The sequence below is a fragment of the Microtetraspora fusca genome (assembly GCF_001570365.1).
Taxonomy (GTDB): domain Bacteria; phylum Actinomycetota; class Actinomycetes; order Streptosporangiales; family Streptosporangiaceae; genus Microtetraspora; species Microtetraspora fusca.
Genome location: NZ_BBYK01000039.1, coordinates 130,263 through 148,306 on the forward strand (window position 1 = coordinate 130,263; position 18,044 = coordinate 148,306).

16 protein-coding genes are annotated in these 18,044 nt (G+C 69.3%); 8 read left to right on the top strand and 8 right to left on the bottom strand.

Translation table 11 applies throughout. The features are described 5' to 3' along the window. Nucleotides 1-57: 57 nt before the first annotated feature. The 4 genes from AWQ68_RS03610 to AWQ68_RS41990 all read left to right on the top strand — a co-directional run bounded on the left by AWQ68_RS03610 (nucleotide 58) and on the right by AWQ68_RS41990 (nucleotide 5,435). Nucleotides 58-2,121 carry a glycosyltransferase family protein gene (locus tag AWQ68_RS03610; protein ID WP_066934602.1) on the top strand — a complete coding sequence of 688 codons (2,064 nt, stop codon included), beginning with the start codon at nucleotides 58-60 and terminating at the stop codon, nucleotides 2,119-2,121. A gap of 81 nt (nucleotides 2,122-2,202) precedes the next feature. Next, entirely contained in the window at nucleotides 2,203-3,762 is a 1,560-nt protein-coding gene (locus AWQ68_RS03615; RefSeq protein ID WP_066934604.1) for an MDR family MFS transporter, read from the top strand. A gap of 185 nt (nucleotides 3,763-3,947) precedes the next feature. Beyond that, nucleotides 3,948-4,895 (top strand): AAA family ATPase, encoded by a 948-nt coding sequence (locus AWQ68_RS40415; RefSeq protein WP_373281494.1) that lies wholly within the window; start codon nucleotides 3,948-3,950, stop codon nucleotides 4,893-4,895. Nucleotides 4,896-5,159: 264 nt separating this feature from the next. Next, nucleotides 5,160-5,435, top strand: a complete 276-nt coding sequence (locus tag AWQ68_RS41990) for a hypothetical protein (RefSeq protein ID WP_157544846.1) — start codon at nucleotides 5,160-5,162, stop codon at nucleotides 5,433-5,435. A gap of 234 nt (nucleotides 5,436-5,669) precedes the next feature. On the opposite strand, the gene AWQ68_RS03625 is transcribed toward AWQ68_RS41990, so the two are convergent. The 5 genes from AWQ68_RS03625 to AWQ68_RS03645 all read right to left on the bottom strand — a co-directional run bounded on the left by AWQ68_RS03625 (nucleotide 5,670) and on the right by AWQ68_RS03645 (nucleotide 10,765). Further along, a complete protein-coding gene (locus AWQ68_RS03625; RefSeq protein WP_066934607.1) occupies nucleotides 5,670-6,653 on the bottom strand; it encodes a hypothetical protein in 984 nt (327 codons plus the stop codon). After that, nucleotides 6,650-7,198, bottom strand: a complete 549-nt coding sequence (locus AWQ68_RS03630; protein ID WP_066934610.1) for an RNA polymerase sigma factor — start codon at nucleotides 7,196-7,198, stop codon at nucleotides 6,650-6,652. Before AWQ68_RS03630 ends, AWQ68_RS03625 begins: the two co-directional genes overlap by 4 nt. 273 nt (nucleotides 7,199-7,471) lie before the next feature. Beyond that, a complete protein-coding gene (locus AWQ68_RS03635; RefSeq protein ID WP_066934613.1) occupies nucleotides 7,472-8,929 on the bottom strand; it encodes a flotillin family protein in 1,458 nt (485 codons plus the stop codon). 29 nt (nucleotides 8,930-8,958) lie between these two features. After that, nucleotides 8,959-9,159 (bottom strand): NfeD C-terminal domain-containing protein, encoded by a 201-nt coding sequence (locus tag AWQ68_RS03640; RefSeq protein WP_066934616.1) that lies wholly within the window; start codon nucleotides 9,157-9,159, stop codon nucleotides 8,959-8,961. A 790-nt stretch (nucleotides 9,160-9,949) separates the two neighbouring features. Continuing rightward, a complete protein-coding gene (locus AWQ68_RS03645; RefSeq protein WP_066934619.1) occupies nucleotides 9,950-10,765 on the bottom strand; it encodes an SDR family NAD(P)-dependent oxidoreductase in 816 nt (271 codons plus the stop codon). Between the two features lie 186 nt (nucleotides 10,766-10,951). Here AWQ68_RS03645 and AWQ68_RS03650 point away from each other — a divergent pair, with 186 nt between their 5' ends. From AWQ68_RS03650 to AWQ68_RS03665, 4 genes are read left to right on the top strand one after another with little or no spacing between them, the layout of a single operon-like run. Next, nucleotides 10,952-13,399 carry a sensor histidine kinase gene (locus AWQ68_RS03650; protein WP_169808848.1) on the top strand — a complete coding sequence of 816 codons (2,448 nt, stop codon included), beginning with the start codon at nucleotides 10,952-10,954 and terminating at the stop codon, nucleotides 13,397-13,399. Beyond that, nucleotides 13,396-13,794 carry a roadblock/LC7 domain-containing protein gene (locus AWQ68_RS03655; RefSeq protein WP_066934625.1) on the top strand — a complete coding sequence of 133 codons (399 nt, stop codon included), beginning with the start codon at nucleotides 13,396-13,398 and terminating at the stop codon, nucleotides 13,792-13,794. Before AWQ68_RS03650 ends, AWQ68_RS03655 begins: the two co-directional genes overlap by 4 nt. 21 nt (nucleotides 13,795-13,815) lie before the next feature. Further along, on the top strand, nucleotides 13,816-14,184 hold the full coding sequence (locus AWQ68_RS03660; protein ID WP_066934626.1) for a DUF742 domain-containing protein: 369 nt from the start codon (nucleotides 13,816-13,818) through the stop codon (nucleotides 14,182-14,184). Beyond that, on the top strand, nucleotides 14,165-14,743 hold the full coding sequence (locus tag AWQ68_RS03665; protein ID WP_066934627.1) for a GTP-binding protein: 579 nt from the start codon (nucleotides 14,165-14,167) through the stop codon (nucleotides 14,741-14,743). Before AWQ68_RS03660 ends, AWQ68_RS03665 begins: the two co-directional genes overlap by 20 nt. A gap of 164 nt (nucleotides 14,744-14,907) precedes the next feature. Here the strand turns inward: AWQ68_RS03665 and AWQ68_RS03670 are convergent, their stop codons facing one another. The 3 genes from AWQ68_RS03670 to AWQ68_RS03680 all read right to left on the bottom strand — a co-directional run bounded on the left by AWQ68_RS03670 (nucleotide 14,908) and on the right by AWQ68_RS03680 (nucleotide 17,993). Next, a complete protein-coding gene (locus AWQ68_RS03670) occupies nucleotides 14,908-15,285 on the bottom strand; it encodes a DUF742 domain-containing protein (protein ID WP_066934630.1) in 378 nt (125 codons plus the stop codon). Then, nucleotides 15,282-17,231 carry a sensor histidine kinase gene (locus tag AWQ68_RS03675; protein WP_066934633.1) on the bottom strand — a complete coding sequence of 650 codons (1,950 nt, stop codon included), beginning with the start codon at nucleotides 17,229-17,231 and terminating at the stop codon, nucleotides 15,282-15,284. Before AWQ68_RS03675 ends, AWQ68_RS03670 begins: the two co-directional genes overlap by 4 nt. Nucleotides 17,232-17,303: 72 nt before the next feature. Continuing rightward, a complete protein-coding gene (locus tag AWQ68_RS03680; RefSeq protein ID WP_066934635.1) occupies nucleotides 17,304-17,993 on the bottom strand; it encodes a DUF998 domain-containing protein in 690 nt (229 codons plus the stop codon). Nucleotides 17,994-18,044: the final 51 nt, after the last annotated feature.

Genomic DNA, 18,044 nt, shown 5'->3' on the forward strand with positions numbered 1-18,044 from the left:
CAATGGTGAGCCGGAGACACATACGATGGCAGATTCCCGGAAGCGATGGAGGCGTTAATGTCTGACCAGAACCCTTCAGATGAGCCGAAATTCCAGCGCCTCGGGCCGGTGAACTGGCTGCCGGAGGAGCGCAAGGTCGTCGAGCGCTACGAGCAGCGGATCCGCGAGCTGGAAAAGAAGGTCGCCATCCAGGAGGCGCGGGCCGACTACGCCATCTGGAAGCTCAAGGCCACCCAGACGCAGCGGCCGTACCGGGTCGCGCAGGCGTTGACCGGCGCCACGAAGCCGACGAAGTTCGCCCGGCTGCCGCGCGACCTGAGCAAGGCCATGAAGGCCGGGAAGAGCCCCAAGGCGCCGATCCCCGTGACCGAGGCCGCCGAGCTGGTCGAGGCCAAGGGCCCCGAGGTCAAGATCCCCACGTTGCAGTGGCCGGACGGACCGGTGGTGCGCCCCGACCTCAAGGTGGCCGTCATCCTGGACGACTTCTCCCGGCTCGCGTTCAAGTACGAGTGGGACCAGATCGAGTTCGGGCTGGCGGACTGGCCGGAGATCTTCGCCGAGAACCGCCCGGACATGCTGTTCTGCGAGTCGGCCTGGCACGGCAACCAGGGCCGCTGGCGCTACCAGATGACGGGGACGAACGCTCCGAAGCAGGAGCTGCGCGACCTCATCGCCTGGTGCAAGTCCCAGGGCATCCCCACGGTCTTCTGGAACAAGGAGGACCCGCCGAACTTCGACTTCTTCATCGACACGGCCAAGCTGTTCGACTACGTGTACACGTGCGACGGCGACATGATCCCGAAATATCGGGAAATCTTGGGACATGATCGGGTGGGCGTGCTGCAGTTCGCCGCCCAGCCGCGCATCCACAACCCCATCCAGACCAAGCAGGGCCGGCCGTATGACGTCGTCTTCGGCGGCATGTACTTCCGCGACAAGCACCCCGAGCGGCGCGAGCAGATGGAGACCCTGCTCGCCCCCGTGCGCGAGCTCGGCCTGCACATCTTCGCCCGCAACGGCACCGTGGACGACAAGTACGCCTGGCCCGAGGAGTACCGCCCCCACATCGTGGGCGAGCTGCCGTACGAGCAGATGCTGGCCGCGTACAAGATGTACAAGGTCTTCCTGAACGTGAACTCGGTGATCGACTCGCCGACGATGTGCGCGCGACGCGTCTTCGAGCTGTCGGCCTGCTCGACCACCGTGCTCTCCGGCTGGTCGCGGGCCATCGAGGAGACGTTCGGCTCGTTGATCCCGATCGCCCATTCGCAGGAGGAGGCGTACAACCGGGCGCTGTACTTCATCAACAGCCCCGAGCTGCGCGCCCGGCAGGCGCACCTGGCGATGCGCGAGGTGTTCGACAAGCACCTCTTCTCGCACCGGGTCGACCAGATCCTCACCGACCTCGGCCGGCCGGTGGCGTCCCGGTCGCGTTCGGTCTCGGTGGTGCTGCCCACCAACCGTGCCGGACAGCTCGAACACGCCATCGCGCAGGTCGCCCGGCAGCGGCACCGCAACATCGAGCTGATCCTCGTGCTGCACGGGCTCTCCGAGGACCCCGGCGTGGTCCGCGACAAGGCCCTCGCCGCCGGCATCCCCGGCGTGAAGGTGCTGACCGCCGACCCGGCGTGGACGCTCGGCGAGGTGCTCAACCACGGCATCGCGCACGCGGACGGCGAGCTGATCGCCAAGATGGACGACGACAACATCTACGGCGAGCACTACCTGTCCGACCTGCTGCGGGCGTTCGACTACGCGGACGCCGAGATGGTGGGCAAGGGCGCGCACTACACGTACTTCCCCGACCAGAACGTGACGGTGTTCCGCCTGCCCGGCCTGGAGAACCGCTACGCCCACCTGATCCAGGGCGCCACGATCGTCGCCAAGGCCGACATGCTCCGGTCGATGCTGTTCGAGCCGGTCAACGCCGGCGAGGACACCCGGCTCGTCCGGCGCTGCAAGGAGGAGGGCGTCCGCATCTACTCCGCGGACCGCTTCAACTTCGTCTACATGCGCGGGTCCGACGCCACCGCGCACACCTGGCAGGCTCCGGACTACAAGCTGACCCGCAACGCCCAGTTCTGCTTCGTCGGCAACCCGGAGCAGCACGTCCTGATCTGAATCGCGTTCCTCGGAATGTACGGGTGTGGCCGGCGGTTGGCCACACCCGTAACGGCAGCACGCCCAGAGGAGTTTCGCCACGTGAGCACGAAGACAGGTGAGAAACAGGACGGCATCGGATTCAGGTCGGAGCGTGGCCCGGTGCTCGCCGCCATCATGCTGTGCACCGGTCTCGTGGCCCTGGACAGCACGATCATCGCGACGGCGGTGCCGTCCGTCGTCGGCGACCTCGGCGGGTTCTCGCAGTTTCCGTGGCTGTTCTCGATCTACCTGCTTACGCAGGCCGTGACCGTGCCCATCTACGGCAAGCTCGCCGACGTCTTCGGGCGCAAGCCGGTGATGTTCTTCGGCATCGCCGCGTTCCTCCTCGGTTCCGTGCTGTGCGGCGTCGCCTGGAGCATGCCGGTGCTCATCCTCTGCCGTGCGATCCAGGGCATCGGCGCCGGCGCCATCTCGCCGATCAGCATCACCATGGTCGGGGACCTGTACTCGGTGGAGGAACGTGCCCGGGTGCAGGGCTACCTCGCCAGCGTCTGGGGCGTCTCGGCCGTCGTCGGACCGACGCTGGGCGGCGTCTTCTCCGAGTACGTGTCCTGGCGGTGGATCTTCTTCATCAACCTGCCGCTCGGGGCCGTGGCCGGCTGGACGCTGGCCCGGCGGTTCAAGGAGCGGGTGACCCGCGGCTCACACCGGATCGACTACCTGGGCGCCGTGCTGCTCACCGCCGGTTCCTCCCTGCTCATCCTCGGCCTGCTCGAAGGAGGGGTCGCCTGGAGCTGGGGGTCGCCGGTCAGCCTGCTCATCTTCGCGGGCGGCGCCGCCATGATGATCGCGTTCGTCCTTGTGGAACGCCGCGCGGCCGAGCCCATCCTGCCGCTGTGGGTGTTCCGCCACCGTGTGCTGACCGGCGCCAACCTCGCCGCGCTGGGGATCGGCACACTCACCATCGGCCTGAGCTCCTATGTGCCCACATACGCCCAGGGCGTGCTCGGCACCGGCGCCCTGGTGGCGGGTTTCACCCTGGCCGCGCTCAGCATCGGCTGGCCCCTCGCCGCGGCGGTCTCCGGCCGCATCTACATGCGCATCGGCTTCCGCGACACCTCGCTGATCGGCGGCGCCGTCACCGTGGCCGGGGCCGTACTGTGCGCCGTGCTCGGCCAGGAATCACACATCTGGCAGGTCGCGACCGCGTGCCTGATCGTCGGCGTCGGCCTGGGCCTCACATCGAGCCCGACGATGGTCGCCGTGCAGTCGGTCGTCGGATGGGAGCGCCGCGGTGTGGTCACGGCGACCAACATGTTCTTCCGCTCCATTGGCAGCACGGTCGGCGCCGCCGTCCTGGGCGCGGTCTCCAACGCGACGCTGTCCGACCGCTTCGCCCACCCGCCGGCCTCGGTCGGCGGTGACCACCTGCCGAAGAGCGTCGACGCCACGAGCGACGTGCTGACCGGGCAGGGTGGGGGAGGTATGGGCGGTGTGAGCTCGGCCGTGACGACCTTCGTCCGCGGAGCGCTCAACGACGCCGTCCACAACGCCTTCCTCACGACGCTCGTCGTGGCCGTGCTCATCGTGGGCGCGGTGCTGCTCATGCCCCGTGTCCGCGCCGAGACCGGCAACAGGACCGGCTCCGAGGCCCACTGAGCGGGCCTCGCCGACCAGGCGGGTCGCCGTGGCCTCCGTACGCAGCGACTCGGCGGCACCGCTCCCCGATCGACAGAGCATCTGGCCACATCGATCTCACAACGCGGCGAACGCCTAGCGACTAAGCTCACCTAAACCCATTTCGTCGAAGTGGAGTTAGATGAGATGCAGGCGAAGCCCGCGAAATCTTCGACCGCGATACTGAGTGGGACGAACTCGTACGGTTCGTGACCAACCCCGACCCCGGGCCCAACCTTGCGGTGGTCTACGGCCATCGTCGTCAAGGCAAGAGCTTCCTCCTCGATCATCTGGCCAGGCGGTACGGCGGGCTTTATCACGTGGCCGCGGAGGATGATCCGCGCACGGCGCTGGACAGTTTCGCCACGTCCGTGGCCGAGTGGCTCGATCTGGCGGTCCCCCTGAAGTTCGAGGACTGGAAGTCCGGAATCGAAACCGCCATGGAGCAGTTGACGCGACGTTCCGCCGAGACCGGCAGACCGGCTCTCATGGTGATCGACGAGTACTCCTACCTGCTCTCCGGAACACCCGCCCTGTCGTCCTACATCCAGAACACCTTCGACCGCTACAAGCGTGACCGGCGTGGGGTCGTCCGCGTCGTGTTGTGCGGCTCGGCCTTCTCCCTGATGGCCAACCTGCTTTCCGGCGACAAGCCGTTGTACGGAAGAGCCGCACTCAGCAGGCTCATCGGGCCCTTCGACCACCGCGTAGCCGCCCGCTATTGGAACGCCACGGATCGTCCGACGGCTCTCAGCTTGCATGCCATCGTGGGAGGCGTCCCCGGATATCGGATGTTGTCCGAAGCCATTCATCCCAGCACCGGGTTCCACTCTCCACGCGACTTGGACGAATGGGTGATCGCAACCGTCCTGAATCCCGCGTCTATGCTCTTCCAAGAGCATGATCGACTACTCCGAGAAGACCCGAGGATCAGCCACCGAGCCCTGTATCAGGGAGTACTCCGGCAGATCGCCCAAGGCGTGACCAAACCCGGCAAGATCGCTGCCGCCTTGGCCCGCGACGCACGGAGCATGAAGCATCCGCTCGACACGCTGGTGGACACCGGCATGGTGCGGCGATCAGAAGACCTCGTGTTCTCCGGAAAGAACAGCTAGCACATCGCCGAGCCGATCCTCCGGTTCGCGCACTCCATCATCCTGCCCCGCCTCAGCCAACTCGGCCGCGGCAGATCCCGCCTGGTCTGGGAGCGTTCGGCCGGCGTCTTCCGCAGCAACATCCTCGGCCCACATTTCGAGGACCTCGTTCGAGACTGGCTCGCCGACCAGGGCTGGGCCAGGCTGGGCTTCTCCGAACCGGGCGAGGTCGGCCAGACGACGATCAGCTCAGGAGCCGACGGACAACGCGGTCATCAGGTCGACGTGGTGATGCTGGACCCTGATTCCTCTCCACGTGGGGACCGGGTTCGCATCCGACTCCTGGGCGAGGCCAAATGCACTGCGGAGCCGCGCAGCGGACACGATCTGCGACGACTGGAGAAGATCGGGGAGCGTATGCGTTCCATCAGCAAGATCGATGTCTCGGCCACGCAGTACGCCATCTTCAGCGAATCCGGCTTCGCGGCGGACCTCATCGCAGAAGCGAGTCGTCGAGATGATGTGCACCTGCTGGATCTCGACGACCTCTACGGCGACTGATCTGATCGCTCACCAGCGCGCCGGGCCATGTTCGTATGCCCAGATCACGGCCTGTAAGCGGTCGCACGCCGAACTTGCCCAGGATCCGTCCGACGCTCGGGTTCTGGGAAATGTAACCAGAAGCCAGGTAAATGCGACCGAAGCCTGGTTGCATTCGGTACGGATCACCCACCCGCGCACCGGCGGCCCGCGACCCGCTGGACGAGCGGGCCGCGGGCCACGGCGGAGGTTCGGCTAATCGCGGATGACGTCGTCGCGCGGGCCGCCGTAGACCGGGTTCCTGTCGTAGCGCTTGTCTGTGACGAGCAGGCGGACCACCCCTGGGGCGCCCTTGTCCTCTTCCGCCTCCCAGACGATCCAGTCGTCGCCGACCGGGGTGTCCTGCCTGCGCAGTTCCCCGAAGCCGCCGGGGTTCCCCGGAGGGATGGCCATGATCAGATAGGTGGCCTTCAGCCCGCGCTTCTCGATCTCCGGCAGGACCTCGCCTACGGTCTTCTCGTCCACCCGGTACCCGGCGAGCGAGCCACCCTTCCTGGTCGCCCGGCGGGACGACGAGTCGACCACCTTCATCTTGGGGGTGTCGTCCGGCACGAGTACGCAGGGCGCCACCGGGTCGTGCATGAGAATGGTGCTCGTGCCGCCCCCTCCGCCGGGCAGGTCGGTGATGGTCCAGACGAAGGTCTGGCCCGGCTTGAAGAGTTTGGTGTCGATCCGCATCCTCCAGCCGGTCCGCTCACCCGGGATGTTCTCCGGTACGGAGTAAAGGCCGGGTGGGAAGTCCCTCACGTAGGTCGCACGCGGCTCCCCGCACTTCTTGTCCGCCGGTACGTAGTCGACGATGGCGGGGACCCCGAGGTCACGCAACCGCTTCTGCAGCCCCGCGGCGTCGCGAAAATCGCGGACCTCGATGTAAACGATCCCGTCGGCGTCCCTGGTGACGGCGTAGGCGGCTGAAACGCCGTGGCCGTCCTGGAGCAGGCCGGGGCCGACAACGACGCCGGTGGCGACCACGGCCGCGGCGGCCAGGCCCAGGACCAACCGCCGGGGACCGTAGCGCCAGGCACGGCGCGGCGCGGCGACAGCCGTACCGGGGTCCTCCGAAGTGATCGACGCCAGCAGCGTCCGCGCCCCCGCCCCGGACGGGCTGCCTCCATGCCTCCCGGGCGCGACCCGGGCCAGGGGCCGCACCATCGTCTCGATCTCGTCGATGTGCTTCACAGTGACCTCCCTGCCGGCACCAGCCGGCTTTCCGGTGTCGGGCGGACGCCCGCTTCGGCGAGCGCGCGGGAAAAGCGCCTGCGGGCGCGATGGAGCCTGATGCGTACCGCGTTGCGCGACACGCCGAGCGCGGTGGCGATCTGGTGGCGGTCCAGCCCCTCCCAGGCGACCAGCGACAGCAGTTCGCGGTCGTCGTCCGGCAGGCTCCGGAAGACCTCGGCGATGGCCGTCAGTGCGACTCCGCTGTCGGGAGCGGCTCCGTAGAGATCGGCCATCTCGGCGTCGAGCTCGACGCTGCGCGCCTGGCGGCGGACTTCACCTCGGCGATGGTTGGCCAGCACGTTGCGTGCCACGCCGTAAAGCCACAGGACGGCCTCCTCGCCCGGCGGCAGCTCGCCGATCCGACGCCAGGCGACGGTGAAGGTCTCCGCCACGATGTCCGCGGCGTCCTGGGGCGAATCGCAGCGGCGTACGGCATACGCGGTGATTTGGCCATAGGTCTCTCTGTAGACGGCCTCGAACCTGGCCAGGCGTGGATCATCCACGTGTGGTTCCCATGATCGGCTTCCTTGATCGGCTTCCTTTGGAAGTGCGAAATACGGACACCCTCCCTATGTGTCGGGCAAGGCCACCATTTCTCGCCGAATCGCAGAAATTTCAGCATCCGGGAAGCACCCCCTCGCCGTCGGCGAGAGCCGGTTCCTTCCGGGCGGACCGAGCACGGGCGCCAGGTGTGCACATGACGCCACATCACGCACGAAAACGGCCGCCCCGCGCTGATGGCGGGGCGGCCGTGTGCCTTCAGTGAACCTTCGAGGTCAAGAGGCGGTGTCCACGCTGCTCTTGGCCGGCGGCTCGGAGCCGTTGAGACCGGCCGGGGTGCCGCCGGACAGCAGGGTGCGGGCCAGGCCCAGACCGGTGCCGCCGAGCGTGAGGGCCTTGGCGAGCATCTCCTCGATGCCCTGCGCGCCGTTCAGCACGACCATGTGGTCCACGTTGCCGAACGCCTTGGCCCCGGCCTCGACGATCTGCGGCCAGTTCTCGGCGAGCTGCTGGGCGATGACGGCCTCCTGGTTCTCGGCCAGCGCCTCGGACCTGGCGCGGATCGCCTCGGCCTCGGCCAGACCCCTCGCCTTGGCCGCCTCGGCTTCGGCGAGACCCTTGGCCTTGGCCGCGTCGGCCTCGGCGACACCGGTCGCCTTGGTCGCCGCCGCCGCGGCCTCTCCGCGGAGCCGTACGGCCTCGGCGTCGGCCGCCGCGGCCTGCTTGACCTGGGACGCCTGGGCGGTGGCGCGGAGCTCGGTCTCGCGGGCCTCGGCCTCGGCCTGCGCGATGCGGGCGTCACGCTCGGCCTGCGAGAGCGTCACGGTCTCGTACGCCTTGGCGTCGGCGGGCTTGCGCACCTGGGACTGGAGCCGCTGCTCGGAGAGCTGGGCCTCGAGCTCGGCCGCCCTGGTCTCCTGGACGACGACCTCCTGGCGGGCGGTGGCCTCGGAGAGCGGGCCGGCCTGCCGGGCCTTCGCGGCGGCCTGGTCCACCTCGGCCTGGTAACCGGCCTGCTGGATCTGGGACTCGCGGATCGCGGCGGCCTTCCTGGCGGCGGCCACCTGCTCGGCCTCGGTGGCCTCCTGGTCGCGCTGCGCCTCCGCGATGCGGGCCGCCGCGGCGATCCTGGCGGCGTGGGGCTTGCCCAGGTTGACGATGTAGCCGGTCTCGTCGTCGATCTCCTGGATCTGCAGCGAGTCGACGACCAGGCCCAGCTTGCTCATCTCGTCGGCGGCCGAGCTGCGCGTCTCGCTGGTGAGCCGCTCACGGTTGAGGATGAGGTCCTCGACGGTCAGGTTGCCGGTGATCGAGCGCAGGTGGCCGGTGAACAGCTCGTGGATCGCGCCGTTCATCGAGTCCTGCTGGTCGAGGAAGCGCCGGGCGGCGTTGGCGATGCTGGTGAAGTCGTCACCGACCTTGTAGATCACCACGCCGCGCACCTGGACGGGGATGCCCTGCTGGGTCACACAGGACACCTGGAGGTTGGTCGCCCGGCTGTCGAGGCGCAGCCGGCGAGCGGTCTGGAACCCCGGGATCACAGCGGTGCCCTTACCAGTGACGATCTTGAAACCGAGGCTGTCGGCGAGTTCGTTCTTCGTGTGCGCGCCGAGGCCAGAAATGATCAACGCCTCGTTGGGCTCGGCGACCCGCCAGATGGCCTTGAACAACAGGATGATGACGATGAGAGCGACGACGATCGCGCCGCCGAAAACCAGGAATTCTGTGGGCATCTACGCCTCCACTTCCGGGGGACAGGGAGTCAGGCGATCGCGCGCGTGACGTAGACCGTACGCGGCGGCGAATACTCGACAATGACGACGAGCGACCCGACCGGGATCTCTTCCTCCGGAAGGCTCGGATGCGCGTAGAACGCCTCGACGCCCCCGCGGATCGGCACCATCACTTCACCAACAAGGCCCGGGCCGATCTTGCCCGTCACCCTGCCCTGCTTGCCGACCACTGCTTCACCCCGTCGTCTCACTTCACCGCGAACGCGCACGTTACCCCGATCGCGTGCGCTACGTCATCATGGGCGATGCTCCCTTGGCGGTCACCCGGGACGACGTTCGCCGTCCGCGCCGACGTGCCGTCAACCCGGACAACGAACACCTTGCGCGAAACGTTCCGACATCGCAACACCTCGCCGGAAATCGAGATGCGAACGTCATGTTCCGGAAATTCACGACTCATCGGCGTGCTATTTCCGGCGATTTAATCCGGTGTTCTCGGTCGAGTTTTCCGGGACGCATGACGAAAAAATCGGATTTCCATTCCGCCGGGATTCCCTGAATACGAACCACGACGTTGCCTCTCGCTATTACATCACCCCGTCGGCCACCCCGGCACCGGCGTCCGGCTCTCCACACGTGCGCGTCGCCCTCGCGTCACCTGCCGCCGACACCCGCCGCCGTCCTCGCGCACCACGTGTCCCCTCATGGCGCGTGCCTGCCGCCGTGCGCGTCCGTGTGAACCGGCGCGGCGACCGTACACGCGCCACCCGGGTGTCGGTCCGGAGAGCGCCGGGCCGACGGCCGATCGCCCGCGCCCCAATGGCGCCGCCTCCTGAGAGCCCCATGCGATCGCCCCATACCGGCCTCCGCCGATCGATCCCCCACGGCCGCGTCCTGGGCCCGTCCCGAGGGATGTCCACGATGTGGACCACGACGGCCCGCACGCGGAGAGTAAGGACCGGCGGCGCGTACGCGGTCGCCCCGTGGGGGACGGCTGCCCCCCACCGATCGGGGCGGCGGTCAGGACGGCTGGAGGCCGGTGGCGGCGAGGCTGGCGGTCCAGAGGCCGGCGGCCAACGTCGGATCGGACATCTGGGGGGGCACCTCCACGGGCGCGTTCCCGGCGAAGTACCGGCCCGGGTGATCCACCCCGTCCTGGTGGGCGGCGAGGTGGGCGAGCCTGGCGGCCCCCGCCTCGACCGGCTCCCCCATTCCCGGAACATGGAGCACCAACTTCATGAGGAACGTTCCCGGCGCGAACCCGGTGCGGATGACGCCGGGGTGCACGCAGGTGGCCGGGATCCCCCGCTCGGCGAGCGAGACCGTGAAAAGAGCGTTCGCCTGCTTGGAGTCGCCGTACTGGAGCCATCCGCTCCACCGGCGGCGCTCCCGCGAGAGGTCGGCGGGGTCGAGACGTCCGGTCTTCGCGGCGCGCGAACAGGTGGTGACCACCCGGCCGGAGGACTCCTTGATCCGGTCCAGCAGCAGGTTCGTCAGCAGGAACGGCGACAGGTGGTTCACCTGGATCATCAGCTCGTGCCCGTTCGCCGTGCGCTGCCGCTTCGTGGACATCACTCCGGCGTTGTTGACCAGGACGTCGATGCCCTCGGATCGCTCCAACAGCTCACCGGCCAGCCTCCGGACGTCGTCGAACGAGGTGAAGTCCACGGTCAGCGTGGCCGGCCGGTCGCCCGCGACCTCGGCGACCTGGTCCGCGACCGCCGCCAGCTTGGACGCGGTCCGGCCCACGAGGACGAGGCGGTGTCCCATGCGCGCGAGCTGCAGCGCGGCCGCCGCACCAATTCCGTCACTTGCTCCGGTAATGACAGTATTCATCAGGTCCCTCCAATGCGCCGGAACTGTATCGGTGCTAGTCTCCTGTGCGATCTTCCGGAGGTGCATTTCCCCATAAATGCGGCGCGACCTCCACGCACTGCAGGAGTGGCCATGGGCTCGAGAAACCGGTCGATTCGGTTCAAGATCTTCTTATTGCTGCTCCTACCACTGCTCACCTTGAGTGCTTTGTGGGGGTTTGTCCTTAATCTCACCGTCGGCGACGGCCTGGCCCTCATGCGGGCCGCCGCGCTGTACGACTCGATCGGCGTGACCTCCACCGATCTCGGCCTGCAGATCCAGTCCGAGCGCGCCCTCGTCGCCGACGCGCTGAGCTCCGGGCAGACCACGTCAACCGCACTGAGCGTCCAGCAGCAGAAGACCAACGCCTCGGTGGACAAGTTCACCAAGTCCGCCAAGAGCGAGGACTCCCGCGCGTCGATGGGCGAGGACGTGGTCGCCCCCGTCGACACCCTGGTCAAGGGCCTCGGCCGGCTGACCTCCATCCGCGAGTCCGTGGCGCTCGGCAAGTACACCCGGCTCGACGCGCTCACCGCGTACAACGAGCTGATGGACGACCTGTTCGACGTCTACGCGCGGCTCGTCTCCCTCCCCGACCTCGGCGTCCACGAGCAGGGCCAGGCGATGCAGGCCATGGGCGTCGCGTACGAGATGACCGCGCGAGAGGACGCCCTGATCCGCGGCGCGCTCTCGCGGGGCCAGATGAGCCAGCAGGAGCACAACGCCTTCAGCGAGTGGGTGGCGACCCGCCGCTTCCTGTACCAGACGAACCGCCCCATCCTGCGGGATGGCATGCGTGAGCCGTACGAGAGGGTGCTCACGTCCGAGCTGTTCAGCGAGTTCAGCGGGCTCGAGGACCGGATCGTGGACCAGGTGCGCTCCGGCGGCCCGCTCCCGACCGACGCCCGGCAGTGGAAGAAGACCGCGAACGCGCTGTTCACCGCGCTGGACAACGCGCGGATCGAGGCGTCCGACGCGCTCAACGAGCGGTCCACCTCGGTCGCCGGCACCATCATGATCCGCATCGCGGTCGCCGGAGGCGTCGGCCTGATCGCGGTGATCGCGACCATCATCTTCTCGGTCAGGTTCGGCCGCCGCCTGGCGCGCGATCTCGCCGGGCTGCGGCAGGCCGCCCTGGAACTCGCCGACGTCCGCCTGCCCAACGTGGTCGAGCGGCTGCGCAGGGGCGAGGACGTCGACGTCAACGCCGAGGCGCCGCCGATCCAGGCGCACGGCTCCAGCGAGGTCGAGGACCTGGCGCACGCCTTCAGCTCGGTGCAGCGCACCGCGGTCGAGGCGGCGGTCGGTCAGGCCGCACTCCGGCGCGGCGTCAACCAGGTCTTCCTCAACCTGGCCCGGCGCAAGCAGGGCCTGCTGCACCGCCAGCTCACGATGCTGGACGGGATGCAGCGGCGGGCCACCGACCCGGAGAGCCTGGAGGACCTGTTCCGGCTCGACCACCTCACCACGCGCATGCGCCGGCACGCCGAGGGCCTGATCATCCTCTCCGGCGCGACGCCGGGCCGCGCGTGGCGCAAGCCCGTCGCCGTGGTCGACGTCGTACGCGCCGCGATCGCCGAGGTGGAGGACTACACCCGCATCACGCTGCTGCCGATGCCGAACGCGTCGCTGGTGGGATCGGCGGTCACCGACCTCATCCACCTGATCGCGGAGCTCCTGGAGAACGCGACGATCTTCTCTCCGCCGCAGACCCGGGTGCAGGTGCGCGGCGAGCTGGTGGCGAACGGCCTGGTGATCGAGGTCGAGGACCGGGGTCTCGGTCTGTCGCCCGAGGAGTACGGCGTCATCAACGAGCGGCTGGCCACGCCGCCGGAGTTCGATCTGGCGGACAGCGACCGGCTCGGCCTGTTCGTGGTCAGCCGGCTCGCCTCCCGCTACGGGGTCAGCGTGGTGCTGCGTGCCTCGCCGTACGGCGGCACGACGGCGATCATCCTCATCCCGCGCGACCTGGTGGCCAAGGACGGCACTCCGCAGGCGATCACCGGCTCGGCGGTGCCGGACGGCGAGGCCATCACGGGCACGGTGACGCCGGCTCCGGTCACCGGGTCGATGACGGCGGCCGACATCGTGGGCGGCGGCTCCCCGGCCCCCTTGGCCCCCTCGCCCCTTCCGGCCCCGGCGCCGGCCGACGCGGAGCGGTCGCCGTTCTTCACGCCGGCCACGCGGCGCACCGACCCCGTGCCGTCGGCGGCGCGCGAGGACGCCCCGGAGGAGACCCGGGTGCGCAGCCTCAGCATCGTCCAGAACGGCTCGGAGACCGGGCTGCCGACCCGGACCAGGGGCTCGGGACTGCCGGGCCGACGAGCCAAGGCCCCGGACCAGCCCGGCGGGCCCAAGGATTCGAGTCTGCCGAGCCGCCGGTCCGGTGTGGACGGCACGCACGCCGGTCTCCCCCGGCGCGTACGGCAGGCGAGCATCGCCCCCCAGCTCCGCGAGACGTCTCAGCCGTTGTCGGCGCCCGTCCAGGTGCCCGAGGAACGCTCGCCGGAGCAGGTCAGGGCGACGTTCTCGGCCTTCCAGAGGGGCGCGCTGCGCGGCCGGGAGGACGCGGACGACAATTCCGGAAACACGCATGGCGAGAAGGGTGACGAATGACCAGCAAAGTGACATCGGCCGGCGAACTGAACTGGCTCCTGGACGATCTCATCAGCAGGGTCGCCTCCGTCCGCCAGGCGGTGATCCTCTCCACGGACGGCCTCGTCGTCGGGGCCTCCCAGGGGCTCAGCCGTGAGGACTCCGAGCACCTGTCCGCCGTCGCCGCGGGCTTCCAGAGCCTGGCGCGCGGCGCGGGCCGCCACTTCGGCGGCGGAGAGGTGCGCCAGACCATCGTCGAGATGGAGTCGGCGTACCTGTTCGTGACCGCCGCGGGGCAGGGCACCTGCCTCGCCGTGCTGGCCGCCTCCGACGCGGACGTCGGCCACATCGCGTACGAGATGGCCATGCTCGTCAAGCGAGTCGGCCAGCACATCTCGACCAATCCCCGCCGATAACGAGGGCCCCGAGGAGGAGGCGTGACGGAACCGCAGTGGCTTGACGAGGAGGCCGGTCCCATCGTCCGGCCGTACGCGCTGACAGGAGGTCGTACCCGGTCGTCCGGTGACGACTTCGACCTCATCTCGCTGGTCACCGCCGTCGTGGGACGGCAGGCGGACGAGGCCGCCCTCGGGCCGGAGCAACGCCGTATCCTCGCGATCGCCCAGGAACCCATGTCCGTCGCGGACATCGCGTCCGAGATGGACCTGCCTCTCGGCGTGGTCCGTGTCCTTCTCGGGGATCTGCACGACCATGAGCTGATCAGCGTGCGACCACCCGCCCAAGTGGCGCCGCTGCCCAGCGAGCGCATTCTCAAGGAAGTGATCAATGGCCTACGCGCCCTCTGAGGAGCCCGTCGCCCTCAAGATCCTTGTCGCCGGCGGCTTCGGCGTGGGGAAGACCACGCTCGTCGGCGCGATCAGCGAGATCCGTCCCCTCCGCACCGAGGAGGTCCTCTCGGACCGCGGGGTCGGCGTCGACGACGTCGACGGGGTGGAGGGCAAGACCACCACCACCGTGGCGATGGACTTCGGCCGCATCACGATCCGCGAGGGTCTCGTCGTCTACCTGTTCGGCACGCCCGGACAGGAGCGCTTCTGGTTCATGTGGGACGAGCTGTCCTACGGCGCGCTCGGAGCGGTCGTCCTCGCCGACACCCGGCGGCTCACCGACTGCTTCCCGTCGATCGACTACTTCGAGCAGCGGGGCACGCCGTTCATCGTCGCGGTCAACTGCTTCGACGGCGCCGACAAGCACGAGCCCGACGACGTCCGGGTCGCGCTCGACCTCGACCCCGACGTCCCCGTCCTCCTCTGCGACGTACGGCGGCGCGCCTCGGCCAAGGTCGTCCTCGTGACCCTCGTCGAGCACGCACTGAAGACGCTGACGGCGGCACAACGCAAGTAGCCCGCGACCGGCATCGCAGGGAGAACCCCATCGAGCGGCACGACGCGGAACCCAGGCGCGGGCGTGCCGCCCGGACATGAGACGCGTCATCACACCCTGCGGCGCGTCGCTTCCGAGCAGAGACTCCCCGGCGGCACCCGGCCGGGGAGCCGGTCCAGAGCCCGCTACAGCGCGCGCAGGCCGTTGATCACCTCACGCAGGATGCTCTCCATGGGCGACGACTCCGGCGCCGGCGGCCGTACCAGCACCAGGCCGTGATCGAGCAGGTCGCCGATCAGCACCCGGACCACGCTCAGCGGCAGCGCCGCCTCCGACGCCACGTCGGCGAGCGGCCGGGCCCGGCGCACCAGCTCCAGCAGCCGCAGATGGTGGTGCCCCAGATCCGCGTGGAACGGCACGGTCGCCCCGGTCGCACCGACCACGGCGACCAGGTCGAGCGCGGCCGCCGACGTCGGCTCCACCCGCCCCTTGGTGAGGGCGTAGGCGCGGACGACCGGGCCGTCCTCGACCAGCTCCTCGTCCCAGTGCTCGTGATCGGTCACGTACCCGCTCCTTCCGGGATGCCGAGCCGTACGGGCTCCTGGCCCTGGTCGTCGCCCGAGGCGGCCAGCAGGGTCACCGGCAGCAGCACGATCGCGGTGGTCCCGCCGAACGGCGAGGGACGCAGCTCCACGCGCACGCCGTGCCGGGAGGCGAGCCGGGAGACCACCACGAGGCCGAGCCGGTCGGTGTCGGCCAGGTCCAGCTCGGGCGGGCTGGCCAGCCGGTGATTGATCGTTGCGAGTTCCTCGGCGGAGAGCCCGAGCCCGCGGTCCTCCACCTCGACGACGTATCCCCTGGCCACCGACTCCCCGCGCAGGGACACCTCGGTGTGCGGCGGCGAGAAGGACACCGCGTTCTCGATCAGCTCGGCGAACAGGTGGATGATGTCGGCCACCGCGCCGCCGCCGATCCTGGCCTCGGGCATGGGATAGATCCGGACCCGCGTGTAGTCCTCCACCTCGGCGACCGCGCCCTGCAGCATGTCCGCCACGGGCACCGGCCTGCGCCACGTACGGCCGGGCGAGCCGCCGGCGAGGACGATCAGGCCCTCCGCCTGGCGGCGCATCCGGGTGGTCAGGTGGTCGAGCCGGAAGAGGTCCTCCATCGTGGTGGCGTCCGTGGTGCGGCGCTGCATGGCGTCCAGCAGGCGGAGCTGGCGCTGCAGCAGCCCCTGGCTGCGGCGGGCGAGGTTGCGCAGGGCCTGGCCGACGCTCTCCCGCGTACGCGCCTGGTCCACCGCGGCGTCCACGGCGGTGTGCTGCACGACGCTGAACGCGGCGGCCACGTCGCGCACCTCGGCGGTGCTGCCGGTCGGTTCCAGCGGGGGCGCCTCGGCCTCGACGTCGCCCACCTTCTCGCCGCGCCGCAGGCGCCGGACCAGCAGCGGCAGCCGTACCTCCGACAGCTCGGTCGCGGCCTCCTTCAGGCCGACGAGCTCGCGGGTGAGCCCGCGGCCCATCCGCAGGGAGATGATCAGCGAGGCGACGACCGCGCCGAGGCCGAGCAGGCCGGCCACCCCGGCCCGCACGAAGACGCCCATCGCCTCGGACTCGGTGCGCGCGAACTGCACCGCCTCGGCCTTGCTCTGCGCGTTCGTGTACGCGTTGTCCACCCGGTCGACGACGGACCGCCACAGGACGGGCGAGACCTGCCCGGTGACCTCGCCCTGGAGGATGCGGTCCTCCAGGTTCGTCAACTGCCGGTACGCCTCCGACTTCGCGAGCACCTCGATGGGGGCGCGCAGCTCGTCGTCCAGCTCGTTCATGCCCTGGGCGAAGAGCACCCGGCGGGTCGTGACGTACTCGGAGAATCTCAGCTTCTCCGCCTCGGTGAACTTCCTCGACTGCCCGAGGACGCCGGCCACGAGCGCCCGCTCCTTGGCCAGTACGTGCTGGGCGCCCGAGATCGAGGTGAGGCTGCGCGTCTGCTGGCCGCTCGTCGCGACCGAGCCCATGGCGGCGATCACGGAGAAACGCTGCGCGGCGTCGGGGAAGGGCTGGTAGTTCTCACCCAGGTTGACCAGGTCGAGCTGGCCGGCGTCGAACTCCATCCGCACGGTGTCCAGCCGGTCCGCCGCGGATTTCATGTCCTGGTAGGGCTTCCTCGCCTCGGCCAGGATCAGCTCGTCCGCGTCGCTCTCCGCGGCGAGTTCGCGCATCCGGTCGCGCGCCCGGTCCACCGCGGCGCGCTGGGCGGCCAGGTCGGCTCTGTCGGCATCGGACCGCGTAGCGAGATATTGGGCCGAGACGAGCCATTCGCGTTCGATCTCGGTGGACAGCACGCGGGCCGGCTCGCCGAGGCTGTCGTACACCGTCTTGCTGTGGAGCAGTCGGAACGCGTCGCTCACGGTCAGCGAGGAGGAGAAGATCCACAGCGCGACGAGCGAGGTCAGGGGGATCACCAGCAATAAAGTGATCTTGAAGCCGATGGACCTGCTCGTCGACATGCGCCCTCTTCTCGATCTTTAAAAGATCGACGGAAAGGCTAGCAGTGAAGCGGTCCAATTTCTATATAGCTGTTATATGCCGCGAAGCCGGTGAAGCACCTGGTCAGCCCGGCGGGCGACATTTCCGGCGACGGCCGGCTGGTGGAGAAATGCGTCCCTCCACGCCAGCCGGGCGAGTTGTACGGCGAGCACGCCGAGAACGGCCACCTCGACCGCCAGGAACAGCCGCTCCGCCAGCCCGATCAGGAGGCCGTGGCCGGGCAGCGCGAGATAGGTCATCGCGGCGAGGCCGAGGCCCGACGCGAGCGTCAGCCACTCGACCGGCCGGGCGACCGCCCGCCAGCGCCCGTCCGCCGCGAACCTCCCGACGAGCTGCGCCGTCGCGGCCGGCAGACTGACGAACGCGACCACCGAGACGTACCGGTGGACCTGCGCCGACCAGCTCACCCCCTCCGAGACGGCCGACGCCGGCATGATCGCGGTGGCCACCAGCGCGAGGCTCCACACGAGCATGAGCCGCTCCGGCCAGCCCGACACCGGCGCCCGTACGGCCCGCATCCCGGCGAGCAGCGCGAGCGAGCCGCCACCCAGGACGACCATGGCCACCTCGGTCGCGCCGCTCCGGTCGAGCACCACGTAGTCGGTCAGCGCGAGGTCGAGCGGATCCAGGTACGGATCCGGGTCGAGCTGCCCCACGACCGCCGCCGCGACGGCGATCATGATGCCGGCGCAGGCGAGCAGCGGGTAGATCCTCTTGACCATATTTTGAGAATCTCGCGAAAGAGCCGTCCCGACTATCCGGAGAACTCCCTA